Source organism: Rhizobium sp. Root1204 (genome assembly GCF_001424965.1).
In the GTDB taxonomy this organism is placed as follows: Bacteria; Pseudomonadota; Alphaproteobacteria; order Rhizobiales; family Rhizobiaceae; genus Pararhizobium.
On the sequence record NZ_LMCZ01000011.1, the window covers coordinates 15,336 to 39,740 of the forward strand.

Genomic DNA, 24,405 nt, shown 5'->3' on the forward strand with positions numbered 1-24,405 from the left:
TTGATATATGTATATCTGAAGAGGATATGCGCTTGGCTCTTTTTATTCGCGATGACACCGTCAATGCCCTGGCAGCACAATTGCAGAAGGCTCTCAAAGCGCCGAGCAAGACAGACGCCGTGCGTCAGGCTTTACAGCATGAGCTTGATCGCGTGCAGCAGCAACGCCCGCTGCGGGAGCGAATTGCCAAGGCCCAAGCCATCGCCGGGGCGATGGGCGCAGGCGATCCGAATTTCGATATGAAAACATTCACTGACGAGATGTGGGATAATCTCTGATGTTCCTCGATGCGTCCGTCATCGTGGCGATCATTGCCCGCGAACCCGGCTGGCAAGAGATCGTCAAGCGGCTGGAAATCGCCGATGGAGCATTCGTGATTTCGCCGGTCGTCCGTTTCGAAGCGGTGCTTGGCCTCGCCAGGAAGTTCCAGCAGCCAGACAAGCCGAAAAGCAAGGAGGCCGTTGCCACGGCCAATGCCGCCGTCACGGAATTCCTGTCGGCAATCGGATCAACGGAGATTGCGGTGACGCCGGAAATCGGCTCGGTAGCCATCGATACAGCCATGATCTACGGCAAGGCGGTTGGACACCCGGCAGATCTCAATTTCGGAGACTGCTTCAGCTACGCCTGTACGAAGGCACTGAACATCGCCCTTGCATACAAGGGCGATGATTTCGCGTTGACCGACCTCGCCTGAACGAGGTCGCTATCATGACCTACCGCATCGCCGCAGCGATGTTCCCGCCATCGACAGTGGTGACATCGGCGGTGGTGCGCTCGGCCAAAGCCTGGTGCACGAAAGCCTGAGCGACATCGTCGGCCGTGACTTCGAGGCCAAGCAGGTTGCCGCCCATATAATCCTTGACCGACAGGCCGCGGGCCGCCGAGCGATTGGCGATCATCTCCTCGTTGAGCAGGCCGGAGCGGATACGGTCAGCGTTGACGGCGTTCGAGCGGATGCCGTCCTTGCCATGCTCCAGAGCATATTGGCGCGACAGGAACAGCGCCGCGGCCTTGGGCAGGCCGTAGGCACCAAAATTGGCGCCGGGATTGACCGCCTGCTTGCTGGCATTGAACAGCAGAACCCCACCAGTCGACTGCTCCTTCATGATCCGGACCGCATTCTGCGCGACGCTCTGGTGCGAGAAGAAATTGAGCTCGAAGCTTTTGCGCATCAAGGCGTCGTCCATGGTGGCAATCGGACTCTCCCACGCGGCGCCCGCATTGGAGACGACGATATCGACACCGCCATAGGTGCTGACAGCAGCGTCGAACGCAGCGCGCACGGATGCCGTATCGGTGACGTCGCAGGCAAGGCCGATCGACTGGTTACCAATCGACTTTGCGATCTCGGCCGCCTTGGTCCCGTCGAGATCCAGTACCACGACATGAGCGCCTTCACGGGCAAAAGCCTTTGCGGTGGCAGCCCCGATCGCGCCAGCGCCGCCGGTGACGATGGCAACCTGGCCGGTGAACGGTTTGGCCTTGGCGCCCGCAAGCTTTGCCTGCTCCAGCGACCAATATTCGAGATCGAACAGATCGGGCTTGCTGACCGGCTGAAAGCGTCCGATGGATTCGGCGTCGCGGGCGGCTTCAATCCACATTTCCCCGACATCGGCGGCGATCTTGGCATCCTTCAGGGTCCGGCCATGGCCGAACATGCCCAATCCCGGTAACAGCGTCAGGCGTGGCATTGGGTCCAGCATGACGCGTTTGACGTCGTCGCGGCCGTCGTTCGCCTCGAAATATGCAGTATAGTTTTCCACGAACTGCGCGACGCGGTCGGCAATCGCCACCTTGTATCCATCCAGATTGCTTGCATCCGGCGCCGGCAGCACCATCGGTCCGGTCTTGATGCGGATGGACAGATCCGGTGTCGAAACGCCACGCGAGGCCATGTCCTCGACCTCAGCTGCATTGACGAAGTCGAGAATCGCCGGCGAGGTGCGGAACTCGCCGATCATCCGGTCATACCGGCCTTCACCCTTCGAAACGGCGACGGCACCGCGCAGCATGGCAGCAATTTCATTGGGCTTGGCGAGATTTGCGGGCAGGGCGGCCGGAGTGAACGGGTTCTTGCCGTTCTTCGCCACATGGTCTTCGGCCAGCGTCACATAGTGGATCATCCGGTCATAGGCTTCCTTGGCGGTGGCGCCAAAGGTGAAGATGCCGTGTTTATCGAGAATCAGGCCATCCACGGTCGGATCCCTGTCGAAGACTTCGGCGGCCAGCTTGGCGAGGTCGAAGCCGGGCATCACATAGGGCACCAGCCCCATCTTCGGCCCGAACACCTTGGCGCTGATCTCCATGCTGCCCTCAAGGTCGGCAATCGCCAGAACGCCGGTCGAGTGGGTATGATCGACAAACTTGTGCGGAATGAAGGCGTGCAGCAAGGCCTCGACGGAGGGGTTTGGCGAGGCGGGATCGATCAGGTTGGCGCGCTGTAGCGTGACCATGTCCTCGTCGGAAAGCCTGTTCAGCTTACGTGCCTTCAAGAGAGGCGCGATCTTGACGGCGGGAAGGCCCGCCGGTTCGATGACGCCCATGTCCCAGCCGCTGCCCTTGACGCAGAGAACATCCCATTCGTCACCAATCAGATCGCTGACTGTGGTCTTCACCGAGGTATTGCCACCGCCATGCAGAACCAGCCGCGGATCGCCGCCGAGCAGCCGCGTCGTATAGGTGCGCAGCGCCAGATCGCGGTTGATGCCCTTTGCGGCATAGGTTGCGACCATGGCTTCGGCGTCAGTGTCGCTCCAGAGATTTTTCATTGCTTGCTCCTCCCTTGGGCAGGTTTTCAGGCCCGGTCCTCGCCGGGCGGATCAGGTATGATTGAGATGGTTTACGGCGCGGAGCGGCTGCGGGCCTCTGTGGTCCAGCGCTCAAGAAGCCGCCGGGCCATGGAGGTGGTCACCACCAGATGCGAGGCGAAGCCGCCTTTGATGGCCGCCACCAGCGGCTCGAACTTTCCGTCTTCCTGCACCACCATCATGCGCTTGCCGATCGCCCGGATGGAATCCAGATCAGCGGAAATACAGCGCCGGTTATAGGCACAGTCCAGCCATTGGCCAGCATGGTCGATGATCTGGCCGGCAATGACCCCGGCAGCGCCCGTTTCTCCCAGCGCGTGCATTTCTTCAGCTGTCAGCGCGCCGCATTTCACCAGATGACTATCATCCTCGATGCCACCCACGGAATAGAGTGCCAGCTGGCAGTCGGAAATTGTCGCCATCTGCTCGCGGATCACCGGTTCGGCACGCAGGGCAGCAGCCAATTGTTCAGAACTCAGTACAAGCGGCGCATAGACATTGATGCCCTCCGCATTCAGGCGCCGGGCTATTTCAGTAGTGCACTGGTCAGGCCGATAGGAGTACGGCGCTCCAAGATTTCCGCACAACTGGACGACAGTGACACCTTGCAGGTCGGCATAGGGCATGACATCGGCCAGATGGTAGACCGTTCGGCCCCAGGCGACCCCCACACGATCGCCCTTGTTGATCAGCTCCTGAAACACTGCGGCGGCAACCACAGGCATTTCCGCAGTTGGATCCATGGCCTGGCGGTCTTCCGGCACGATCCACACCGAGGTCAGGCCGAGTGCATCCTCCAGCTGCCGCGCCAAAATGTCGTCGGCAAACAGCTGTGTCGATGTTGCTATGTTGACGATGCCGGTTTCGCGGGCGCGCCGCAGATAGGTGGCGACGGACGCACGGGAAATATTCAGCCGCTGCGCCACTTCATCCTGTCGAAGGCCATGGGTATAGTAAAGCCACGCGGCCTTATGCAGGATCTGATCAGTGGACCGGATGGGCATCATATCTCCTTCAATCGCCGAATTAGACAATAGTCATCACTGTTGACAAAAGTCAAATAGAGCTTTGAAAGAAGCTATTTGGCATGGACCGTATCCGCCCGAGGCATCCATGCGCAGTGAAGCGAGGCGCTGTGAGTACGCAGTCAGCGAGCTGCGATAGATTGAAATCCTTTTGGAAGCAGCAGCGTCAGCAGATTAGCCCTGCTGTCTTGCAGTATCGCACGCCGGCTTCGGCATCGCGATTTTGAGATGTGCCGGGTAAACAGTCTGGGAGAGGATTTCAGGCCATAGCGGCGCTATTGGCAATATTTGCGCGGTAGCCGCCAAGGATGATGGGGCACTGGGGCGCATGCGTTCCTGCCGCAACAATGGCGGCGCGCGGATGACTGGCGGGCACTACTGCGCCGGCGTCAAACGTCATGCCGGAATTAGCTTCCGGCATGACGGATCGTATCATTTATGCCGCGAGATACTTCTTCAGGAAGGCCTTGGTACGGTCCTGTACCGGTGCGCGGAAAATCTCACTCGGCGGCCCTTCTTCGACGACGACGCCGCCATCCATGAACAGGACGCGATCAGCGACCTCGCCGGCAAAGCGCATTTCGTGGGTGACGATCAGCATGGTCATATGCTCGGCAGCGAGCTGCTTCATCACCGCATTGACCTCATCGACCAGTTCGGGGTCGAGCGCCGATGTCGCTTCGTCAAACAGCATCACCTTCGGCTGCATGGCGAGTGCCCGGGCGATCGCGACACGCTGCTTCTGTCCGCCGGACAGCCGTGACGGATAGGCATCGACCTTCTCCGCAAGCCCGACCTTCGACAACAGCTCCACAGCAAGCTCGCGGGCCGCATTCTTGGCCATGCCCTTGAGAATGACCGGCCCCATGGTGATGTTCTCCAGCACCGTCAGATGCGGAAACAGATTGAAGTGCTGGAACACCATGCCCATCTGCTGGCGCACCGCATTGATGTGCCGCTCGAACGCCGCTCCGCGCAGGGGTTGATTGACCTGCACACCATCAAGCCAGATCTCGCCGCCATTCAGCGTTTCGAGATGGTTGATGGAGCGCAGGAGCGTGCTTTTGCCGGAACCGCTCGGGCCGATAATGGCAACGATCTGGCCGCGTGTGACGGATAGATCGATCCCCTTGAGGACTTCCAGGGCGCCATAGGCCTTGCGGGCGCCCTTTACCTCGACCATGGGCCGCTGGACGGTCATCGGGATACCTCCACTTGTTTTTCGACCTGCCGCAAACCGGTTTCAAGGACGAGATTGAGTATGTAATAGAGTGCTGCCACCGTGATGTAGAACTCGAATGGCCGGAACGTTTCGCTGATGGCCAGCTGGGCCGAATGCACAAGTTCGGCAATGCCGATGATCGAAACCAGCGACGATTCCTTCAACAGCACGATCAGATTGTTACCGATCGAGGGCAGGGTGTTGCGCACCGCCTGCGGGATGACGACATAACGCAGCGTCTGGAACCGGCCAAAACCGATACTGCGCGCACCTTCCGTCTGCCCGGTATCAACCGCGACGATACCGGCGCGCATGACATCGGCATTGTAGACGGCAAAGTGAAGTCCAAGGCCAATGATGCCGGCAGCAAGCGCCGGCACGTTAAGGCCGATCTGCGCAAGGCCGAAATAGATCAGGAAGAGCTGCAAAAGCAGCGGCGTCCCCATGAACAGCCACATGAAGAAGCGGATCGGATAGGCAATCACCTTCGGTGCATAGAGCACAGCGACGGCGAAGAAGATGCCGAAGAAGAAGCTGATGATGGCTCCGCTGATGGTCAGTACCACCGTCCACCACACTCCCATGAGCAGGAGGTCGGTATAGGGCGTAACGACGCTGAAATCGAGACCTTGCATGTTGCCCTCTCCCTCAGTTGATGGCGTAGCGCCGGTCGAGGACATCGACCGCCCGCGCCACAACGTAGACGATGATCATGTAGAGCAGGGCGGCAATGCCGAAGATCTCGAACGGCTTGTAGGTGGAACCGATGAAACGCTGCGCCGTATAGGTGAGTTCGACGACCGAGATCGTCGAAACCAGCGCCGATCCCTTGATCAGGCCGACGGCGTTGACGCCAAGCGGCCGGATCATCAGGCGTGCCGCCTGTGGCAGGACAACAAGGCGCAGCGTCTGCAACCGGCTGAAGCCGATGGTGCGCGAGGCCTCCACCTGGCCCCGATCGACGCCGATAATGCCGCCGCGAATGGATTCGGCCATGTAGGCGCCGATGTTCAACCCCAGTCCGATGACACCGGCGGCAAAAGGATCGAGATTGATGCCGATCTGTGGACCGCCGAAATAAAGAACGAACAGCTGGATCAGGCAGGGTGTGCCGCGAAACACGCTGACATAGAGACTGCCGATTGCCCGCAGCACAAACGAACCCGACATCTTCGCCGAAGCGATAATGGCTGCGACCACAAGGCCAAGCAGCAACGACAGCACCGATATCTGCACGGTGACCCAAGCGGCTTCCACGAAAAACGGGAAGACGCGCAGCATCAGCGGGAAATCCATGGGAAAAACTCCGGAAAAGGCCTGCGAACGGCATTTGGCCGGCTTATTTCAGCCGGCCAAATGGTCTTGGCTATCGATCGATCAGCGGATGTCGCTGCCAACCCATTCCATGGCGATCTTCTCGTAGGATCCATCCGCCATCATCTCGTCCAATGCCTTCTGCATCGCAGCCTTCAGCTCCGGATTGTTCTTGCGGATGGCAATGCCGATGGCGACGCTGCCACCTTCAATATCAGGCGTTTCCAGGCGGCGGACTTTTTCGCCGGTTTCCTTGACGGCAACCATCACCGGGATGTTATCGACGACGATGGCATCGACGCGGCCAGCCTTCAGTTCGAGCAGCAGTTCCGGCAGGCCCTTGTAGGTGCGCACGTCCCAGCCGCCCTGTTCGCGAGCCCATTTCTCATGTGTTTCGCCGAGCGTGACGCCGAGTGTCTTGCCCTTCAGTTCGTCCAGCTTCTGCACGGTCGATGCTTCGCTGACGAAGACCGCCCGGCCGGCGTGGTAGTAGGGACCGACGAAATCGACGACCTTTTCGCGTTCCGGCGTGATGGTCATCGAGCCGACGACGGTGTCGAACTTGTTGGCAAGCAGGCCGGCGATGATCCCGTCCCAGGCGGTCGTCACGAGCGTGCCCTTGACGCCGACGCGTTCGGCGATCGCCGTTCCGATCGAGGCATCAAAGCCGACGACTTCGTTCTTCTCGTTGACAAAATTGAACGGAGGATACTGGCCGGACATGGCGATGCGGATCTCACCGGAGGACTTGATCGCCTCCAGATCGTCGGCGCTGGCCGTAAAAGCGGTAAAGCTGGCAGCAAGGGCCAGGGTGGCGGCCACGAGGCCTGAAATGAGTGTCTTCATGTTACTGTTTTCCTCTGGATGAAAGCGCATTCTCTGTCGCTTGGGTACGCGTGGACGCGCCTTCCGGATTTGATGATTGCTTTAGTTCTATTATTGCGCAAATAGATAATGGAAATAGAAGGCATAGATTTCAGGAATGATACCATCGCGATCTGAACGGCTGGTCTGGGAACTGGACTGGAACCTGCTACGGACCTTCGTGGTGATTGCAGAAGTGAAGAGCATTACCCGTGCCGCCGAGCAGCTCAACCTCAAGCAACCGAGTGTCAGCAATGCGCTGCGCCGCCTGGAAGACCGGGTCGGCCGCCGGCTGGTCGAGCGCGACGCCACCCGCTTCGAACTGACGGATGTCGGCCAACTGCTCTATGAGCAGAGCATCGAGGTCTTCGGTACGATTTCACAGTTGCCTCAACTGGTGCGCGGCGTCGGCGATGACGTGACCGGCCATGTCACGATCGCCGTCGCCAGCCATGTCATTTCGCCGATCTTCGACAAGGCGCTGACGGCATTTCATCGCAGTCACCCACGTGCCACGCTGACCATCTCGGTCGCGACCAGCGGCGAGGTAACGCGGCAGGTCCGTGAAAAGCGAGCGTCCCTTGGGCTATGCCTTGTCAGCAACCGCGATGCCGCCCTCGATTACACGATGGTCTACCGGGAATTCTTCGGCTTTTTCTGCGGGCCGGATCATCGCTTCTTCGGCCAGGGGGACTTGACGCTCGCAGACCTGAAAGGCGAACCGTCCGTCTCGTTCCACACCGACAATATCGCTGATGTGCTGAGGCCCGTGGCACTTCTGCGCAGCGAGGCGAAGCTCGCCACCAATGTTGTTGGCGTGTCGTCAAGCCTCGAGGAGGTGCGCCGCATGATCATCGCGGGGCTCGGGATCGGGCCGTTGCCGCTTCATGTCGCCCGACGCGATGTCGCGGACGGCGTGCTGTGGCGGCTGCCACCCTACGAGACACCACCGGCAATCGATGTCTTTCTGCTGGTGAACCCGGAAAAGATCATCAACCGCGCCGAAAAGGCGCTGATCACCGGCATCCAGACCGCAATCGCCGAAACACCTCTCGATCAACGGATTTATGGCGCTTAGCCCGCGCTATTTTCGTTGGCTGCGGCGTCCGTCTGAAGCGCCTCTGCACGTGCCCGCATCTCCGCGTCGAGCCCAACGGCAACCCGCGCGGTAAGGTCAAACCGGACGCTGACCGTTCTATTGATCGCGTGGACGACGCCATCCAGCGAACCGGACATGACCTGCTCGAACGTCACCGAACTGCGGCCGGTCTTGATCACACGCGAGCGGATCGTCAGCAGGGCGCCGGCCTTGGTCTCGTGCTTGTATTCCACCTCGGACCGGACATCGGCCCAGCCGCGGCTGGCATCGGCAAGACTGTCAGCGCCAGTAATATGACCGAGGAGCTGGAAACTGGCATCATCGAACATCGCCGCATAATGGCGAACGTTCATATGCCCCATGATGTCGCACATCCACGGATGCGCCACGCCGACATAGGTAACAAGCGATTGACCGGACATGATTTCCCCCGACAGGCACCGAAACGGAGCCGCTTGTGCTGCCCGCAGGCCAGAGATTTAGCGGAACGGGGGAACGCGCGCAACGCGGCTAATCCGACCCAAAAATGTCTCAAAGGAATTTGCACGGAATCAGATCACGCTCTCGCCGGTGGCAAGCCACTACCTTTCGCCCTCGAGCCCTCACAGCAGGCAGGCGACAAAGCTGCGCATCTATGTAATGGAAGCAACGAAACGAGGCGCGCCCGGTATCCGGACGCGCCTTGGACTTAAAGTCCCAATCTCGTCAGAAGCTACCGCTGTTAGCGGGTTGGCTTCTTCTTCGGTGCCGGCAGCAGGCCTTCGCGCTGAAGCTGCTTGCGCGCATTCTTGCGCTGGCGGCTGATGGCTTCAGCCTTCTGGCGCGCCTTTTTGACGGACGGCTTTTCGTATGCTTCCCGCATACGCATTTCACGGAATACGCCTTCGCGCTGAAGCTTCTTCTTCAACACTCGGAGAGCCTGATCGACGTTGTTGTCGCGAACCAATACTTGCATGTGAATCTTTCAAAGTCTGATGTTCACTAGAGATGGCAGGGGCAGTAGAGCAATTTACGAACCAAATCCAGAGCGTAAGGCAAAATTTCTCACATTATCTGCCTAGTCTTTTGTTCAGACCCTCAAATTTTAGCAGGAACCCCTTCATCAATCTGGCGGTTTTCCGCCAAGAACGCTGAAAACCAAGCTGCAACAGCCCGCGACCAAAGCCGCGATTCATCCGTCTTCGGCGTCCATCTTCATTTTCGCTGCAGCCATCATTGGCCATAGGTAATGGTAATCGCCCGTCCAATTGTCGCTAGCCACACAACAAGAGCAAAGATTGCGATACTGCGTTCCGGGTGACCGGCGGGATTGAAAAGGTTCATTGGACGCTCCAACACAGATGATGAAGTCTGATTATGCTCAACCTGCCGGATCCGGCAGTTACCGCAGGAACATCGCATTGCCACCACCCAGGCCGGGAGTATTCCGGCAGCGCTCCAGACACGGCAAATCCGACACGCGAGAAGAACCAGCCGGTTCACCCGGCGATAGCGACACTTGACACTGAATATGTTATTAAATAACATTACTGCCGCAACAAGGCTATTGGAAGATCGGTATCCGGCGTTGCCTGGCTGGTGGAATCGTGCGAGATGTCGAGCTGATGGTGCTGCTTCCAGGTGACCTTGGAGCGGCTGAAAAGGGAACACGGTGAGGACGACCCATCAGGGGCCAAAACCGTGGCTGCCCCCGCAACTGTAAGCGGAGAGTGCATTCACAACATCCCACTGGCCAAGCGCCGGGAAGGGGTGGATGCGCATCGACCCGCGAGCCAGGAGACCTGCCATCATCGATGATCAACTGCAACGGACGGGGTGTTCCGATGGAAAAAATCTGGCTTGAGAGCAACGTTTCAGCGCGTTTGCGATTTTTTGCCATGTGGACTCCGGATGTCGCCACCGGGGAAAAGACATGGCGCATCATCCACAGCACATCATAACCGTCTGCACCGATTGCCGGATCACCGGCGCCGCGTGCCGCCCGGGACTGGAACTGCTTGCCCGCCTCAATGACAGCCTGTCGCGCATGGGTGTTGCCAGCGGCTCCGATTTTTCCATCGAGGGCACCGTTTGCATGGCCGGTTGCCGGCGTCCCTGCACGATCGCGTTCCAGGCGAGCGGCAAGGCGACCTATCTGTTTGGCGACATCGCGCCGGACACCGATATCGCAGCACTGGTGGATTTCGCCGTAATCTATGCCGGACGGCCGGATGGCGTGACACGCGAGGCCGAACGTCCCCGCGGCCTTGGCGGCAAGACCATTGCCCGAATCCCGGCGGCCTTGCTCGTCTCGGAACATCCCGGAGAGCGCATTCAATGAAACCGTGGTTCCGGGGGGCAATCCATGAGCTGTGACGGCAGGGGCGCAAGCCTCAACGTTTTGGGCCTCAGCTGGGGTCCAAATACGAATCTGATGCTTGTTCGCGATGTCAGTTTTTCACTGGAAGCTGGCGACCGACTTGCCATCGTCGGGCCGAATGGTGCGGGCAAGACGTCGCTGTTGCGCTGCCTCTATCGCGGCGTGGCGCCACTGGAAGGCCGGACCGAAATCGATGGCGAGGACATTCGCACGCTTTCAGCCCGGGCAGTCGCCCGCCGCGTTGCCGTCGTGCTTCAGGAAATGCCGGCGGATTTCCCTTTCACCGTGTTCGATGTGGTGATGATGGGCCGTATTCCGCGGCGCCAAGGGCTGACAGGCTGGCGAGACGAGGATCGTGCACAGGTCGTGCACTGCCTAGAGCATCTCGAGCTCGCCATTATGGCCAAGCGCCAGTTCTCGACGCTATCGGGCGGCGAGAAGCAGCGGGTGCTGGTGGCCAGGGCGCTGGCGCAGGAGCCGGATATCATCATCCTTGATGAGCCAACCAACCATCTCGATATCCGCCACCAGCTGGAAATTCTTCATCTGCTGGCCGGGCTGAAACTGACCATCGTCACCACGCTGCACGATATCAATCTGGCCAGCACGTTCGCTACCCATGTGGCGCTGATGCGCGACGGCCGGATGGTCGGCTTCGGCCGGCCGGACGAGGTACTGACGCCACACGCGATTTCGGACACCTTCGGCGTCACTGCCCTTGCTCATCCCGTAGAGGGCAACATCGCAGCGCGTTTTTCATTTTCCCTCAAGACCGCCTGAACCGAAAGGACCAACCATGCCCTCTTTCCGCCTGCTCGCCTCCGCTGCGGGTTTTCTCGCCACGACACTCATCGCCATGCCGGCATTTGCCTATCCGGTCACCGTCAAGAGCTGCAACCGCGAGATCACCTTCGATGCCGCGCCGAAGCGGGCAATTTCCCACGACGTCAATCTCACCGAGATGATGCTGGCTCTGCAACTGCAAGACCATATGGTTGGCTATACCGGGATATCCGGCTGGAAAACGCTGGACGAGAAGCTGCGCGAAGGCGTCAAAGCGCTCCCCGAGCTGGCGGAAAAATATCCAACCAAGGAAGTCCTGCTCAATGCCGACGCCGATTTCTTTTTCGCCGGCTGGAACTACGGCATGAAAGCCGGTGGCGAGGTGACGCCCGAAACACTCGATCCGTTCAAGATCAAGGTCTATGAACTGACGGAATCCTGCATTCACATCATGGCGAAGGCCAAGCCGACGATGAACGACATGTTTGTCGATATTCTCAATCTCGGCGCAATCTTCGGCGTCGACGACAGGGCGAAAGCCCTCGTCGCAAGCTACGAAAAAGGGCTTGCCGACATCAAGAACCGGATTGGCGAGGTCAAGCAACCCGTGCGCGTCTTTGTCTATGATTCCGGCACCGGAAAACCGTTTACATCCGGACGTTTCGGTATTCCAACCGCGATGATCGAGGCGGCCGGGGGCATCAATATCATGGAAGACGTGGAGAAAAGCTGGACCGAAGTGTCCTGGGAACCGGTAATCGAGCGCAATCCGCAAGCGATCGTCATCGTCAATTACGGCGACGTGAGCGCCGAGCAGAAGATCGCCTTCATGAAGGAAAATCCCGCCTTCAAAAGCCTTGATGCCGTCAAGAATGACCGTTTCGTCGTGCTCGACTATGTCGAAGCCACACCCGGCCCGCGCAACATCGATGCGATCGGCCGCCTCGCTGACGCATTTCATCCCCGCAACATGTAGCCTCCGCGGCCCCTAAACACCCGGCCGGGTGGGCTGATCTGCCCGGCCTTTGCTTTCTGCGGACAAGATGGACCTGACATGACCAGTGGCCGACTTCTTCTGATTGTGACCGTACCGGCAATACTGATCGGCCTTTGTATCACGGCAGGTGTCTCTCTGGGCGCTGCTCCCATTTCGTTCGTCACCGTCTGGTCCATCGTTGTCAACAAGCTGGCCCCGGGCCTGATCGAGGTCACATGGTCGGCAGGCCGCGATAGTATCGTGTGGGATGTCCGCTTTCCGCGCGTCATTCTGGCTGCATTGGTGGGTGCGGGTCTTGCCGTCGTCGGCGCCGTGTTGCAGGCTGTCACACGCAATCCGCTCGCCGACCCGCATCTGCTCGGGGTTTCCTCCGGCGGCGCGCTCGGCGCGATCCTGGCGCTGCTTCACACCGGCCTCATCTTCGGTCTCGTCACCGTGCCACTGTTTGCATTCATCGGTTCGCTTCTCGCCACTATCGCCGTCGTCGCGGTCACGCGCTTTACCGGCCAAGCGGCGGACCGGCTGGTGTTGTCAGGCATTGCGGTCGCCTTCGTTGCGACAGCTCTTGCCAATCTCCTGATCTTTCTTGGTGATCCTCGTGCCGCTCATACGGTTGTGTTCTGGTTGCTGGGCGGCCTGGGGCTGGCCCAATGGCCACACCTCGTCTATCCGGCCGCGGCTCTCGGCGGCTGCCTCATCTGGCTCATCTTGCGCGCACGGGAAATCAATGCGCTGGCCATGGGCGACGAGACTGCCGCAACGCTCGGCATCCCGGTCGTCCGCTTTCGGGCACAGTTGTTCGTGATCACCGCCCTAGTGACCGGGGTGATGGTGGCCTTTTCGGGCGCCATCGGGTTTGTCGGGCTGATGGTGCCACACTTCGTCCGGCTTGCCGCCGGTAGCGACAACGTCCGTGTTATCCCACTGTCGGCGCTCACCGGCGCAGTGGTGCTGATCCTTGCCGATATCGCCTCCCGTGTCGTCATGGCGCCGGAGGACATACCGATCGGCGTGATAACCGGGCTGCTCGGCGGCCTGGCCTTCATTGCAATCCTGCGGCGTTGAACGGGGCCCCTTGAACGGACCATTGCCGCCGCCGATCATCAATGTGATCGTGGCTGCTTTGGAGCCTCAACAGGTTGTCCCGACGGAGACCGGGGTGGCCGACGGCAATGTTCCTTATCATGACAGGTCGCACGGCATGAGAACGCCACTATAGTCTCAAACGTGACTTGCACAACCGGCGCGTGCTCCGTAACAAAAGCGCGACGGTTTCCCGCAAGGGAATCAAAAGGGAACGCGGTGCGGATGTCATGCATCCAATGCCGCGACTGCCCCCGCAACTGTAAGCGGCTAGCTTCCTGTCAACACGCCACTGGGCTCCGCCTGGGAAGGCGATAGGGAGCAGCGAACCGCGAGTCAGGAGACCTGCCGTCAGCCGTTGTCATACGTGAGCACGCTGGGCGGGGTGTCCTGGTGAAAGCCGAATCCTCGTCGCAAAACAATGCGGCGAAGGCGGCTTTGGTCGCGGTGACGTGCAACGTACCGCTGGAGCATTCCACCTTGTTTTCCAAACCTCACGCCATAGGCGCCTCAAAAAGTGCCGCCCTCCGCCTCGATCCCAAGTATCGTCCAATTCGTGCTACCTTACTGTCTGGCAGCGCACTCGCCGCCGTCCTCTTGACGGCGGCGAGTGGTGAAGCGCAGGAGGTCGTGCGAGGTAAAAAGCCACTCACAGACCAGGTCACCGAGCTGGAAACCATCAGGGTCTCCGGCAAGGGTGATCGAGTAGGGCCGGGTCCAAATCTCAAGGCCCGGTCGAACGCGGGTAGTCGCCTCGATCTCACGCCGTTCGAAACGCCTGCCAGTGTCGAGATCGTTGACGGAGACACCATCCGCAAGCGCGGTCAGACCGACGTCAACCAGGCCATCGCACGTAACGGCACAGGCATCACCTTTCTGGGCTCGCCGGGCAATGGGGGTACCTCCCTCGGCATGCGCGGCTTCACCGGCAATGGAGCCGTAGCGCGCCTTTACGATGGTACGCGCTTCTATCCCGCAGCCGGCACCATCAGCTTTCCCTTCGATACGTACACGGTCGATCGCATCGAGATCTTGCATGGGCCGGCCTCCGTTCTTTACGGCGAGGGTGCGATTGGCGGTGCGATCAACATCATTCCGAAGAGGCCGCTTACCGACAGCCGCCGCAATGAGATCGTGACGACGATCGGCACCGACGGCAAGAAAGGGCTGGCCTTCGGCAGCGCCGGGCCGATCAACGACAGCCTTGCCTATAGTCTTGACGTCAGTGCGAGGGATACGCGAGGCTGGATCGAGCGTGGCGATGCGTCGAATCTCGCCATATCCGGGAGCGTCCTCTGGCAGGCCGCCGATGACCTGAAACTCACTTTTTCCCATGACTACGGCGACACCGAGCCCACCGCATATTTCGGTACCCCGCTTGTCGATGGGAAACTGGACAAACGCCTGCGCAAGCAAAACTACAACGTCGCCGACGCACTCAACCGCTACCAGGACAACTTCACTCAGATCAAGGCCGAGTGGCAGGCTGCGGAAAATCTCACTCTCAACAGCACCAGCTACCGCATCTCGAGCGACCGCCAATGGCGAAACGTCGAGAGCTACCTCTACCAGCCAGCGACCAAAACGGTGTTGCGAAGCGACTACATTGCCGTCCACCATGATTATGAGCAGTACGGCAACCGCACGGATTTGGTGCTCGACAGCACAGTTGCCGGTATGGACAACAACACCGTCATTGGCTTCGACGTAAACCGCATTCGCTTTGCGAACACCAACAACTCACCCTATCCGGGCGCCTCAACTGTCCCTTCCATCGATTTCGATCCAGGTAAATTCATCGGGCCAGACAACCTCCTCACGAACAACCGCAGCACGGTCTGGCAATATTCACTGTTCGCCGACAACAGGCTGGCGCTGACGGATCAGTTCTCGATCGTTGGTGGTCTGCGTTACGACAGCCCCACCGTGAACCGCTCCAACCCCCAGACCGGCGTCGCTTTCGAGCGGACTTACGATTCGCTGAACTGGCGGGTGGGTACGGTCTACAATCCACACCCCGACGTGGCGCTCTACGCACAGTACTCCGCGGCATCCGAACCGATCGGCAACCTTTTGTCGCTGTCGGATGCGCAGAAGGATTACGCACTCCCCGAGGGAGAACAGTATGAAGTTGGGGTCAAATACAGTTTTCTGGACGACCGAGCCGAAGCGACATTTTCGGCTTATCGTATCGTCAAGACGAACGTATTGGCCCGAGACCCCAACAACCACACCATCATCCGTCAGATCGGGCAGCAGTCGTCCCAAGGCATAGAGGCGGCAATCGGACTGGAGCTTGATGGAGGATGGCGCATCGATGCCAACGGCACCATTCTAAAGGCTGAATTCGACAACTATATTCAGGCGAGTGGCGATTTTTCCGGCAAAACGCCACCCAATGTGCCCCGCTTTGCCGCTAATTTCTATGCCTCCTGGGACTTCGCTGAAAACTGGATGGCGCAGGCCGGGGTCCACTATGCCGGCGAGGCGTACACCAACAATGCCAACACGGCGACACGGCCGGCATATGCTGTCGTGAATGCCGGCCTGCAGTGGAGGCCGACCGAGACGGCTTCGCTCGACCTCTTTGTCGAGAACCTGTTCGACGAGGTTTATGCTACCTCGGGCAGTTCGACACAATGGATGTTGGGCGCGCACCGCTCGGCAACGCTTTCTTTGAGGGTCGCTTTTTGACGACCCTGCCGCCATCACCGTCCAAGGCAGCCGCCTTGGATAGTGACCCTGTTGCCGGCCCTAGCTAACGGGGCCGGCAACTCCAAGTTACCGCACGGCCTCTGCCGCCGCTCGCGAGCAGCGTCTTGCTGGGCCGCAAAGATACCTGAACCCTGATGGTGCACGCCGCTGCCAGTCCCCGGAAAGAGCGGCATGCGTTGAGACAAGAGGTCATCCGGAATCTCGGCGCTTTGACCGCGAATATCATCGGCACTGCACCAAAAGTTGACGTCACTGACGCAAGGCTGAGCCAGAAAACTGACGGCCATCGATACTGCGACACGGTTGCATCGTTCGCCGGGAGGGGAGGGTTGGCAAAAGGCGGCGCGCCTGGCTGGTCGGCTTCCTGCGTAGTCTTTCCAAATTTTTCGGCGGCAGCACCGAGTGACCAGTCATCCGCATCGGGTGCACTGCCTCTCGCGCAGGCACAATTTAAACGTATAAAGTGTGCCGGCTTTTCATCCCGTTACACGGACATCGCCACCAGATGGCCCGGCGAAACTTCGTGATACTGGATCGGCACGGCCTTGTAATCCGCCGGACGCATCGGGCTTCTGATCTCGTCATTGCTGATCTTGTTCTTTTCCCGGCGCCGGTCCGGATTGGGGATCGGCACGGCCGAGATCAGCTTTTTCGTATAGGCATGCTGCGGATTGCCGAAGACAGCGGCACGCGGGCCGATCTCGACGATTTCGCCGAGATACATTACCGCGACGCGATGACTGACGCGCTCGACGACGGCCATGTCGTGGGAGATGAACAGGAAGGCGAGGTTGAGGCTTTGCTGCAGGTCGAGCAGCAGATTGATCACCTGCGCCTTGATCGAGACATCAAGCGCCGAAACGCTTTCGTCAGCGACGATCACCTTCGGATCGAGCGCCAGTGCGCGAGCGATGCAGATGCGCTGGCGCTGGCCACCGGAAAACTCGTGCGGATAACGTGATGCCATGTCGGCGGACAGGCCGACCTTGACCAGCAGATCGGCCACCAGATCACGCGCCTGTTTTTCTGTTCCCATCTTGTGTTCGAGATAAGGTTCGGCGATCGCCGCGCCAATGCGCATGCGCGGGTTGAGGCTGGCGAAAGGATCCTGGAAGATCATCTGGACGCTCTTGCGCATCTCGCGCATGCCGTCCTTGTCGAGCGTCAGGACCTCGGTGCCCTCGACCATGACGGAGCCGGCCTGCGGCTCGATCAGACGCATGATGGCGCGGCCGGTGGTGGACTTGCCGCAGCCGGATTCGCCGACCAGCGACAGGGTTTCGCCGGCATGCAGCTCAAATGAGACGTTTTCGACCGCATGAACACGGCTGGTCAGGCGTCCAAACAGGCCCGAATGGATGTCGAAACGTTTGGTGAGGTTGCGCACTTCCAGAACCGGGCGCTTGCCCGAGGCGACCGTGTCGATCGTTTCGGCGGGGGTGTCTGGCAGCCCGGTTGCCGGATCGACAATCGGAAAGCGCATCGGCCGGTCCTTGCCGTTCATCGACCCCAGCACGGGTACGGCCGACAGAAGCGCACGGGTGTAGGGATGCTTGGCGCGGAAGAAGATATCGCTGGTCGGGCCGGTCTCCACCTGTTCGCCACGATACATCACCACTGTGCGGTCGGCGATTTCAGCGACGACGCCCATGTCGTGCGTGATAAACAGAACGGAGGTGCCTTCCTCTTCCTGAAGGGTCTTGATGAGTTCCAGGATCTGCCCCTGGATAGTGACGTCGAGCGCCGTCGTCGGCTCGTCAGCGATCAGGAGTTTTGGCCGCGAGGCAAGCGCCATGGCAATCATCACGCGCTGACGCATGCCGCCGGAAAACCGGTGCGGATATTCGTCGAAACGGGAAGCCGCCGCAGGAATGCGCACCTTTTCCAGAAGCCGGATGGTTTCGGCCCGGGCATCGCGTTTGCTCATCGCCGAATGACAGAGAAGCGCTTCGGAGATCTGGTCGCCGATCGTGAAGAGCGGATTGAGGCTCGTCATCGGTTCCTGGAAGATCATCGCCACATCGTTGCCGCGCACCTTGCGCATCGCAGTTTCCGGCAATTTGAGGATATCGCGCCCGTCGAGCAGAACACTGCCTTCGATGCGGCTGGTATCAGTCTGCAAAAGCCGCATGATCGACAGTGAGGTGACGCTCTTGCCGGAGCCGGATTCCCCGACGATCGCCACCGTTTCACCGGGGGCGACCGCGAACGAGACGTTGCGCACGACCGGTTTCCACTCCCCGTCGACCATAAAGGATGTCGTCAGGTTCTCCACCGACAGGACGGGCTGCGCGGGGTCAATCTTGTGGGCGAGGGAACTGGCCATGGCGGAATCCTTTGTTGGGTTTCAGAATGGTCGGATCAATCCGGCCAGCGCAGAGCGCCGTCGAAACGGTGCTTGCTGCGGTTTTCCAGCGGTGTCGCGATGACCTCGTTCGAGGCCCTGGCCTTGTCGAGCTCTTCGGCCAGACGGTTGGCAACGATCGTCTCCTGACCGGGGTGCAGGTTGCAGGGATCGAGATAGAAATAGCGATGCTCGACCTCATGATCGCGCACGATGATCGGCGGCGTACCGCGGGCCAGCGCATCAGCAAGATCCCAGGCGGTGATATGGGCTTCGGGCGCCGAGATGATCACCCGCATGCGCTCTAGCGGGTTGTTGGTCGGATCCGGCTCGATCAGCGCCTGGACGCCGGGACGTCCTTCCAGCGTGTCGCGCCACAAATGCAGGTAGCCGGTTTCGCGGGCGCGGATGCCATCGTGATCCCGGGTCTCCCAGGCTTCAAGCGCGGCCATGACGCCGAAGACGCTCTCTTTGCCAACCTTCATGCCGCGGCCGATCCCCATGTTCTGGAGAAAGGCGTGGCGGACCAGTTCCTTCTTGCCGGCGACGATGCCGGAGGTTGGGCCGCCGAGGAACTTGTGGCCCGAATAGATCACGATATCGGCGCCCTGTTCGAGAAAGAGGCGCAGGTCATATTCCGATGCGGCATCGACAATGACGGGCACGCCCTTGGCATGGGCGATTTCGGCAAATTCCTTGAGGCTGAGCAGGCCGTAATCGACGACGTGGTGCGAGATGACGTAGAGCGCCGCCGCCGTCTTTTCGTTTATGGCGTTTTCCATGTGGTAGCGGTGCGTCGAGGTTGCCTGACCGATCATCACAGTCTTGCCGCCCGCCAGCCGGACGGCCTGATCGACCGGCGCGCCATAGCTGACGACATGGCCCATCTGCACAAGAATTTCGGTCTTCTGGGTGCTCACTTCCGGCAGTTTCTCGATGGCCAGCAGGTCATTGCCGGTGATCGTTCCGGCAACAGCCAGACTGATACCCGCCGAACACGACGCCGTGACAAAGCCCGCTTCGCCGCCGGTCAGCCTTGCGATCACCGCACTTGCCTTGCGCTGCAGGTCGTTCATCTCGACGAATTGCGGCAGGATTGACGTCATCGCGGCAATGGCTTGCGGGACGACGATGGATGCACCAAGGCTGGTCATCGTGCCTGAAACGTTGATCACCGGACGCAGGCCAAGCGATGTGCGGATGTCTTCAGTGGGCATTGTCTTCTCCAAAAATTCCGCTGTCACAATTTGAAGACATCGCCTTCAGGCAGTCGACAGCTATGCCATAATAATGTAATAACGATACCAAATCGCAATGTGAGCTTTTCTCTTGGATACCAAAACCCAGCCCGTTTCCACCGCAGTCCTGGATAATGTCAAAGGCGAAAAGCGTTCGCGCGTCAGCGGCATCGACCGGACCCTGCAGATCCTCGATTACCTGTACGAGACCGGTGCGCCTTCCGGCGCCTACGCGATCGCCAAGGCGATTGGTGCGCCCTTGTCCACCGTCTACGTGATCATCGACGATCTCGTCGAAAAGAACCTGCTGACGCGCGATGCCGACAGCATGATCTGGCTCGGCGCCCGGCTTTACCATTACGGTCTGGCCTATGCCCGCTCGCTCGATTTCATGAACGTCGCCACCCATGAAATGCACGATCTTTGCCGTGAGGCCGGGGAGACCGTTCAGGTCTGCGGCCGTGACGGCGATCATATGCTGGTGCTGGCGATGGCGGCAGGCCCCAGTCATTTTCAGGTCACCTCGCGGGTCGGAACCCGTGTGCCCCTGAACTGGACCGCGTCCGGCCGCCTTCTGGTCGGCCATCTGCCGGATGACGAACGCCTCGAACTCTTCAAGCGCTGTGCCCGCTCGTCGCCCACCGGCCGCGCCGATGTCGATCCGGCGACCTTGGCCACGGCGGCGGCGGAAGCCATGCACGCCCGGCTTTCCATTCAGGCCGGCGAATCCGATTATGCCGTTGCGTGCATTGCCTCGCCGATCTGCGACCGCGAAGGGCAGTGCGTTGCCACGATCTCTATCGTTCTGCCGGAGCAGAAGGCTTTTTCCGACGAGACGCATTACACGTCCCATGTCCGCGCGTCGGCGGAGCGGATCGAAACCTTGATGGGCTGGCGCAGCCATTGACATGCCGGATGGTTCCTCAGTCGTAAAGGGCGACGATCGCTTCGATTTCGACGGTGATATTCCCCGGCAATGATCCGAAGCCAACGGCAGAGCGCGCATGCTGGCCAGCGTCAGCAAAGACCTCGACGAAGAGATCGGAGCAACCGTTGATCACGCTTGGATGATCCTCGAAATCAGGCTCCGCATTGACCATGCCAAGCAGCTTGACCACGCGGCGCACCCGGGAGAGGTCGCCCAGCGCATCCTGCAGCACGGCCAGCAGATTGATGCCGGTCAACCGAGCGTGGCCGTAGGCGTCGGTGATCGTGACGCCGCCGGTACCCACCTTGCCGGTATGCATGAAGCCATTCGCCTCGCGCGGTCCCTGACCGGAGAGATAGATCAGATTGCCTTCGCGCACATGCGTGACGAAATTGGCAATCGGCGGCGGCGGCGGCGGCAACGTGAGGCCGAGCGAGGCCAGCCGCTCGGCGGGCGACCCCATCCTGCCGGCGACGGTTGCTGTGGAACTGTTCACGCGAACTCCTGTGTCTGCAAAAACGTAAAAATGGCCGGTTACCGGTAGGAATAACCATGGCTGTGACGCACGAGTTTTCGCGCACGTGGAATGTAACGGCTGGCGGCGATCGCCTCGGCACCGATGACGGCATAGCGCGGCTCAAAGATCCGATTGAGAACCGAGACGTCACCATTGGAATCCGTTGCTTCGATGTCGGAATCGACGAGATCGAAGATGGTGAAGTCGGCGCGTTCCCCGACGGCAAGGCGATTTTCCATTGGCAACTTGATGACCGAGGCCGGCGCCTGGGTGACAGCTTCCACCACTTTCTCGAACGGCATCCCGACCACCAGCAGTTTCGACATGGTCGTTGCCAGATCCCAGACCGGGAAGTTCATCGAGTGATTGTGCAGGTCGGTTGAAATCGAGAACGGCAGAAGGCCGCGGTTGATCGCCGCCTCTGCAACCTTGAACGAGAAGGACGCGCCGCCATGGCCGATATCCAGCCGGATACCGTCGCCGGCGCAGCGTTCGGCCAGATCGAACAGATCCTCGTCTTCCATGATGCTCGAACCCGCCTTGCCGTTGAAGCAATGAGTGACGATATCGCCAGGGCCGAGGATTTCGAGAACCTCGTCATAGAGCGCCGGCGGTTCGCCGACATGCACCATCATCGGGATCTTGAGGATCTTGGCGATCTTCTTGCCAAGCTTGACCGGCGTTACGCCCCAGGAACCGGTGATGACATGGCTCGCACGTACCTTGATGCCGACAATATGCTCAGAATTTTCGGCATAGACCTCGAGAATACGATCAAGATTGATATCCTGAATGCTTCTGAGTTCCGCCACCCGGTTACAGGCGACAAGGCCGATGGAGCCGAGATTGATGAACGCCTTGATGCGCTCGCGCGACGGCTCGATGATGTATTCGCGGAAACCATGGAAGTTGGCTTCGCCAGCGGAGCCCGCATCGACCATCGTCGTGACGCCACGTTCGGCGCCGCATTCGGACGGGCGCAGCGAAATATCCGTGCCGCCATGCCAGATATGCACATGCAGGTCGATCCAGCCCGGCGAGATCCACGCACCCTTGCCGTCGATGCGTTGAACATCTGCGGATACTGAAAGCGACGGGCCAACTTCAGCGATGCGGCCGTCGGCATTGATGAGAATATCGATCGAGGTGCTGGGTACACCCGCGCCGAAGGCCATGGGTTTGACGTTGGCGAGAAGCACAGGCCCCTTCGCCTCATATCCGGAAGACATGATTTATAAGTCCTTTCGAAGTCTTGGATCGAGCAGATCGCGCAATCCGTCGCCAACCATTTGCAGCGACAGCACGGAGAGAATGATGGCAAAGCCTGGAAACAACGTCATCCAGTCGGCCTGGCCGATATATTGCCGTCCGGCTGATATCATCGTGCCCCAGGTCGGGATTTCCGGGCTGACGCCAAGGCCGAGGAACGAGAGGCCGGCTTCCGCCAGCATGGCGCTGGCAAAGAGGAACGTGCCCTGCACCAGGATCGGTGACAACAGGTTGCGCAGCACGTGACGCGTCATGATGTGCCGCGTCGAGATACCCAACGCCCGGGATGCCTCGATATACGGCAGTTCCCGGATCACCAGCGTCGAGGCGCGGACGATACGCGCCAGACGCGGCGCATAGACAATGCTGAGCGCGATGATAACCGTGGTCAGCGACGGACCAAGGGCCGCCACCAGCGCGATGGCGAGAAGAATATCCGGAAACGCCATCATCGCATCGATCAGCCGGGCGATCGGCGCATCGAACTGTTTGAAGAACCCGGCGATCAGCCCCAGCGTCACACCGATCACGGCAGACAGCGTTACCACGGCAGCACCGACCAGCAGGGACAGTCGCGCGGCATAAATCGTCCGCGAAAACACGTCGCGGCCGAATTCGTCGGTACCGAAAATGAAGGTTCCGCTTGGTGGTTTCAGCCGATTGACGATCGACAATTTCGACGGCGAATAGGGTGCGATCAGCGGCGCGAAAATAGCCAGCAGCACGAAGATCGTCAGGACGATCAATCCGAAAGCCACCGTCTTGCGCTTCAAAAGCCGCCGGATGAACTTGCTGCGCTCGCTGAGCGCCGGTTTGGAGACGATTGCTGTCATCAGTAACGCACCCTCGGATCGACCAGCAGATAGAGCATGTCGATGGCAAAATTGATCAGGACGTAGAGCGCAGCGATGACCAGCAGTGCACCCTGGATGACCGGATAGTCGCGCCGCAGCACGGCCGACACCACAAGGTTGCCGATCCCTGGCAGGCCGAACACGGTCTCGGTGACGACAGCACCTGAAACGAGAACCGCCGCCGTCAGGCCGATAACGGTAAGGATCGGGATCAGCGCATTCTTCAGGGCGTGCTTGAGAATGACGCGGCGCTCGATCAAACCCTTGGCGCGGGCGGTGCGGATATAATCATCACCGAGAACATCGAGCATCGATGCGCGGGTAAAACGCAGCACCAGCGCGGAAGAAACGATCCCGAGTGCAAACGCCGGCAAAGCCAGATGGTACATCCGCTCCGTAAAGGTCGATCCCGGCCCGCCATAACCGGACACTGGAAACATGTCGAAACGGACCGCAAACACCTGCATCATGATGAGGCCGAGCCAGAAGCTCGGGATACTGGCGGCGAGCATTGCCAGTGCCGTGGCGGCCTGGTCGAAGATCGAGCCACGCCGGTAGGCCGCATAGATGCCGATCGGCAGAGCGATGGCACAGGCAATCAGCAGCGAGAACAGCGTCAGGAAAAAGGTCGGTTCGGCCCGGTCGAGCAGTGCCGATGTCACGGGCATATTCAGGAAGATCGACTGACCGAGATCCCCCCTCAGCAACTGGCCCATATAATAGATGTATTGAACGCCGAGCGACCGGTCGAGCCCGAGCTGCGTGCGCAGATCGGCTATGTCCTGGGGCGTGGCGTCTGGTCCGAGCATGACCGCAGCCGGGTCGCCGGGTGTAACGCGCACGATGACGAAAACGATCGTGACGACGAGAAACATCACGACGATCATGCCGAAAAGGCGCTGGAAAATGTACCGTATCATGAAAGCCTGATCCTTATGCTCCGGACACCTGCAGGCCCGGAACGGACACCGGCCCTGATGAGCC

Annotated in this window: 23 protein-coding genes and 2 riboswitches; of the genes, 9 read left to right on the top strand and 14 right to left on the bottom strand. The window is 59.9% G+C overall.

Annotated elements, in window-relative coordinates; genetic code table 11:
• Nucleotides 1-26 precede the first annotated feature (26 nt).
• Entirely contained in the window at nucleotides 27-278 is a 252-nt protein-coding gene (locus ASC96_RS12800) for a type II toxin-antitoxin system VapB family antitoxin (protein ID WP_347360141.1), read from the top strand.
• A complete protein-coding gene (locus ASC96_RS12805) occupies nucleotides 278-697 on the top strand; it encodes a type II toxin-antitoxin system VapC family toxin (RefSeq protein ID WP_060503440.1) in 420 nt (139 codons plus the stop codon). The genes ASC96_RS12800 and ASC96_RS12805 overlap by 1 nt, the downstream gene beginning before the upstream one ends.
• 19 nt (nucleotides 698-716) lie before the next feature.
• Here the strand turns inward: ASC96_RS12805 and ASC96_RS12810 are convergent, their stop codons facing one another.
• From ASC96_RS12810 to ASC96_RS12835, 6 genes are all read right to left on the bottom strand, one after another.
• A complete protein-coding gene (locus ASC96_RS12810) occupies nucleotides 717-2,771 on the bottom strand; it encodes a bifunctional aldolase/short-chain dehydrogenase (RefSeq protein ID WP_060503441.1) in 2,055 nt (684 codons plus the stop codon).
• A 71-nt stretch (nucleotides 2,772-2,842) separates the two neighbouring features.
• Nucleotides 2,843-3,814 (bottom strand): sugar-binding transcriptional regulator, encoded by a 972-nt coding sequence (locus ASC96_RS12815; protein ID WP_060503492.1) that lies wholly within the window; start codon nucleotides 3,812-3,814, stop codon nucleotides 2,843-2,845.
• A 457-nt stretch (nucleotides 3,815-4,271) separates the two neighbouring features.
• Nucleotides 4,272-5,036 carry an amino acid ABC transporter ATP-binding protein gene (locus ASC96_RS12820; protein WP_060503442.1) on the bottom strand — a complete coding sequence of 255 codons (765 nt, stop codon included), beginning with the start codon at nucleotides 5,034-5,036 and terminating at the stop codon, nucleotides 4,272-4,274.
• Nucleotides 5,033-5,692, bottom strand: coding sequence for an amino acid ABC transporter permease (locus ASC96_RS12825; protein ID WP_060503443.1), 660 nt, complete (start codon nucleotides 5,690-5,692; stop codon nucleotides 5,033-5,035). The genes ASC96_RS12820 and ASC96_RS12825 overlap by 4 nt, the downstream gene beginning before the upstream one ends.
• Nucleotides 5,693-5,705: 13 nt before the next feature.
• Nucleotides 5,706-6,353, bottom strand: coding sequence for an amino acid ABC transporter permease (locus ASC96_RS12830; protein WP_060503444.1), 648 nt, complete (start codon nucleotides 6,351-6,353; stop codon nucleotides 5,706-5,708).
• Between the two features lie 81 nt (nucleotides 6,354-6,434).
• Nucleotides 6,435-7,217 carry an ABC transporter substrate-binding protein gene (locus ASC96_RS12835; RefSeq protein WP_060503445.1) on the bottom strand — a complete coding sequence of 261 codons (783 nt, stop codon included), beginning with the start codon at nucleotides 7,215-7,217 and terminating at the stop codon, nucleotides 6,435-6,437.
• 136 nt (nucleotides 7,218-7,353) lie between these two features.
• Between ASC96_RS12835 and ASC96_RS12840 the strand changes: the two genes are divergently transcribed.
• Nucleotides 7,354-8,313 carry a LysR family transcriptional regulator gene (locus ASC96_RS12840; protein WP_060503446.1) on the top strand — a complete coding sequence of 320 codons (960 nt, stop codon included), beginning with the start codon at nucleotides 7,354-7,356 and terminating at the stop codon, nucleotides 8,311-8,313.
• Here the strand turns inward: ASC96_RS12840 and ASC96_RS12845 are convergent.
• Entirely contained in the window at nucleotides 8,310-8,756 is a 447-nt protein-coding gene (locus ASC96_RS12845; RefSeq protein ID WP_060503447.1) for an acyl-CoA thioesterase, read from the bottom strand. The genes ASC96_RS12840 and ASC96_RS12845 overlap by 4 nt on opposite strands.
• 299 nt (nucleotides 8,757-9,055) lie before the next feature.
• The gene (rpsU, locus tag ASC96_RS12850; protein ID WP_037110421.1) at nucleotides 9,056-9,289 is read right to left on the bottom strand and encodes a 30S ribosomal protein S21; all 234 of its coding nucleotides are present in this window, start codon (nucleotides 9,287-9,289) and stop codon (nucleotides 9,056-9,058) included.
• A gap of 633 nt (nucleotides 9,290-9,922) precedes the next feature.
• Nucleotides 9,923-10,138: riboswitch (cobalamin riboswitch) on the top strand.
• A gap of 108 nt (nucleotides 10,139-10,246) precedes the next feature.
• On the opposite strand from rpsU, the gene ASC96_RS12855 reads away from it, so the two are divergent.
• The 5 genes from ASC96_RS12855 to ASC96_RS12875 all read left to right on the top strand — a co-directional run bounded on the left by ASC96_RS12855 (nucleotide 10,247) and on the right by ASC96_RS12875 (nucleotide 16,250).
• Nucleotides 10,247-10,654, top strand: coding sequence for a DUF1636 domain-containing protein (locus tag ASC96_RS12855; RefSeq protein ID WP_060503448.1), 408 nt, complete (start codon nucleotides 10,247-10,249; stop codon nucleotides 10,652-10,654).
• A 93-nt stretch (nucleotides 10,655-10,747) separates the two neighbouring features.
• Nucleotides 10,748-11,473, top strand: coding sequence for an ABC transporter ATP-binding protein (locus ASC96_RS12860; RefSeq protein ID WP_244482026.1), 726 nt, complete (start codon nucleotides 10,748-10,750; stop codon nucleotides 11,471-11,473).
• Between the two features lie 16 nt (nucleotides 11,474-11,489).
• On the top strand, nucleotides 11,490-12,452 hold the full coding sequence (locus ASC96_RS12865) for an ABC transporter substrate-binding protein (RefSeq protein ID WP_060503450.1): 963 nt from the start codon (nucleotides 11,490-11,492) through the stop codon (nucleotides 12,450-12,452).
• 78 nt (nucleotides 12,453-12,530) lie between these two features.
• Complete coding sequence (locus ASC96_RS12870; RefSeq protein ID WP_060503451.1) at nucleotides 12,531-13,538, top strand: iron ABC transporter permease; 1,008 nt, start codon at nucleotides 12,531-12,533, stop codon at nucleotides 13,536-13,538.
• A 187-nt stretch (nucleotides 13,539-13,725) separates the two neighbouring features.
• Nucleotides 13,726-13,924: riboswitch (cobalamin riboswitch) on the top strand.
• A gap of 25 nt (nucleotides 13,925-13,949) precedes the next feature.
• Nucleotides 13,950-16,250: a TonB-dependent siderophore receptor gene (locus ASC96_RS12875; RefSeq protein WP_200954920.1), complete on the top strand. Its 2,301-nt coding sequence runs from the start codon at nucleotides 13,950-13,952 to the stop codon at nucleotides 16,248-16,250.
• 505 nt (nucleotides 16,251-16,755) lie between these two features.
• Here ASC96_RS12875 and ASC96_RS12885 read toward each other — a convergent pair.
• Nucleotides 16,756-18,597 (bottom strand): ABC transporter ATP-binding protein, encoded by a 1,842-nt coding sequence (locus tag ASC96_RS12885; protein WP_060503453.1) that lies wholly within the window; start codon nucleotides 18,595-18,597, stop codon nucleotides 16,756-16,758.
• 35 nt (nucleotides 18,598-18,632) lie between these two features.
• Nucleotides 18,633-19,832 (bottom strand): aminotransferase class V-fold PLP-dependent enzyme, encoded by a 1,200-nt coding sequence (locus ASC96_RS12890; RefSeq protein ID WP_060503454.1) that lies wholly within the window; start codon nucleotides 19,830-19,832, stop codon nucleotides 18,633-18,635.
• 112 nt (nucleotides 19,833-19,944) lie between these two features.
• Between ASC96_RS12890 and ASC96_RS12895 the strand changes: the two genes are divergently transcribed.
• Nucleotides 19,945-20,760 (top strand): IclR family transcriptional regulator, encoded by an 816-nt coding sequence (locus tag ASC96_RS12895; protein WP_060503455.1) that lies wholly within the window; start codon nucleotides 19,945-19,947, stop codon nucleotides 20,758-20,760.
• Between the two features lie 16 nt (nucleotides 20,761-20,776).
• On the opposite strand, the gene ASC96_RS12900 is transcribed toward ASC96_RS12895, so the two are convergent.
• The 4 genes from ASC96_RS12900 to ASC96_RS12915 all read right to left on the bottom strand — a co-directional run bounded on the left by ASC96_RS12900 (nucleotide 20,777) and on the right by ASC96_RS12915 (nucleotide 24,341).
• Nucleotides 20,777-21,244, bottom strand: coding sequence for a RidA family protein (locus ASC96_RS12900; protein ID WP_037110393.1), 468 nt, complete (start codon nucleotides 21,242-21,244; stop codon nucleotides 20,777-20,779).
• A 71-nt stretch (nucleotides 21,245-21,315) separates the two neighbouring features.
• Nucleotides 21,316-22,527, bottom strand: a complete 1,212-nt coding sequence (locus tag ASC96_RS12905; protein WP_060503456.1) for an amidohydrolase/deacetylase family metallohydrolase — start codon at nucleotides 22,525-22,527, stop codon at nucleotides 21,316-21,318.
• A gap of 3 nt (nucleotides 22,528-22,530) precedes the next feature.
• Complete coding sequence (locus tag ASC96_RS12910; protein ID WP_060503457.1) at nucleotides 22,531-23,400, bottom strand: ABC transporter permease; 870 nt, start codon at nucleotides 23,398-23,400, stop codon at nucleotides 22,531-22,533.
• On the bottom strand, nucleotides 23,400-24,341 hold the full coding sequence (locus ASC96_RS12915; protein WP_060503458.1) for an ABC transporter permease: 942 nt from the start codon (nucleotides 24,339-24,341) through the stop codon (nucleotides 23,400-23,402). The genes ASC96_RS12910 and ASC96_RS12915 overlap by 1 nt, the downstream gene beginning before the upstream one ends.
• Nucleotides 24,342-24,405 lie beyond the last annotated feature (64 nt).

Bases quoted from the DNA above. Each gene is read 5' to 3' on its own strand.
- ASC96_RS12800 (WP_347360141.1), top strand. From the start codon at position 27: ATGCGCTTGGCTCTTTTTATTCGCGATGACACCGTCAATGCCCTGGCA.
- ASC96_RS12805 (WP_060503440.1), top strand. From the start codon at position 278: ATGTTCCTCGATGCGTCCGTCATCGTGGCGATCATTGCCCGCGAACCC.
- ASC96_RS12810 (WP_060503441.1), bottom strand. From the start codon at position 2,771: ATGAAAAATCTCTGGAGCGACACTGACGCCGAAGCCATGGTCGCAACC.
- ASC96_RS12815 (WP_060503492.1), bottom strand. From the start codon at position 3,814: ATGCCCATCCGGTCCACTGATCAGATCCTGCATAAGGCCGCGTGGCTT.
- ASC96_RS12820 (WP_060503442.1), bottom strand. From the start codon at position 5,036: ATGACCGTCCAGCGGCCCATGGTCGAGGTAAAGGGCGCCCGCAAGGCC.
- ASC96_RS12825 (WP_060503443.1), bottom strand. From the start codon at position 5,692: ATGCAAGGTCTCGATTTCAGCGTCGTTACGCCCTATACCGACCTCCTG.
- ASC96_RS12830 (WP_060503444.1), bottom strand. From the start codon at position 6,353: ATGGATTTCCCGCTGATGCTGCGCGTCTTCCCGTTTTTCGTGGAAGCC.
- ASC96_RS12835 (WP_060503445.1), bottom strand. From the start codon at position 7,217: ATGAAGACACTCATTTCAGGCCTCGTGGCCGCCACCCTGGCCCTTGCT.
- ASC96_RS12840 (WP_060503446.1), top strand. From the start codon at position 7,354: ATGATACCATCGCGATCTGAACGGCTGGTCTGGGAACTGGACTGGAAC.
- ASC96_RS12845 (WP_060503447.1), bottom strand. From the start codon at position 8,756: ATGTCCGGTCAATCGCTTGTTACCTATGTCGGCGTGGCGCATCCGTGG.
- rpsU (WP_037110421.1), bottom strand. From the start codon at position 9,289: ATGCAAGTATTGGTTCGCGACAACAACGTCGATCAGGCTCTCCGAGTG.
- ASC96_RS12855 (WP_060503448.1), top strand. From the start codon at position 10,247: ATGGCGCATCATCCACAGCACATCATAACCGTCTGCACCGATTGCCGG.
- ASC96_RS12860 (WP_244482026.1), top strand. From the start codon at position 10,748: ATGCTTGTTCGCGATGTCAGTTTTTCACTGGAAGCTGGCGACCGACTT.
- ASC96_RS12865 (WP_060503450.1), top strand. From the start codon at position 11,490: ATGCCCTCTTTCCGCCTGCTCGCCTCCGCTGCGGGTTTTCTCGCCACG.
- ASC96_RS12870 (WP_060503451.1), top strand. From the start codon at position 12,531: ATGACCAGTGGCCGACTTCTTCTGATTGTGACCGTACCGGCAATACTG.
- ASC96_RS12885 (WP_060503453.1), bottom strand. From the start codon at position 18,597: ATGGCCAGTTCCCTCGCCCACAAGATTGACCCCGCGCAGCCCGTCCTG.
- ASC96_RS12890 (WP_060503454.1), bottom strand. From the start codon at position 19,832: ATGCCCACTGAAGACATCCGCACATCGCTTGGCCTGCGTCCGGTGATC.
- ASC96_RS12900 (WP_037110393.1), bottom strand. From the start codon at position 21,244: ATGGGGTCGCCCGCCGAGCGGCTGGCCTCGCTCGGCCTCACGTTGCCG.
- ASC96_RS12905 (WP_060503456.1), bottom strand. From the start codon at position 22,527: ATGTCTTCCGGATATGAGGCGAAGGGGCCTGTGCTTCTCGCCAACGTC.
- ASC96_RS12910 (WP_060503457.1), bottom strand. From the start codon at position 23,400: ATGACAGCAATCGTCTCCAAACCGGCGCTCAGCGAGCGCAGCAAGTTC.
- ASC96_RS12915 (WP_060503458.1), bottom strand. From the start codon at position 24,341: ATGATACGGTACATTTTCCAGCGCCTTTTCGGCATGATCGTCGTGATG.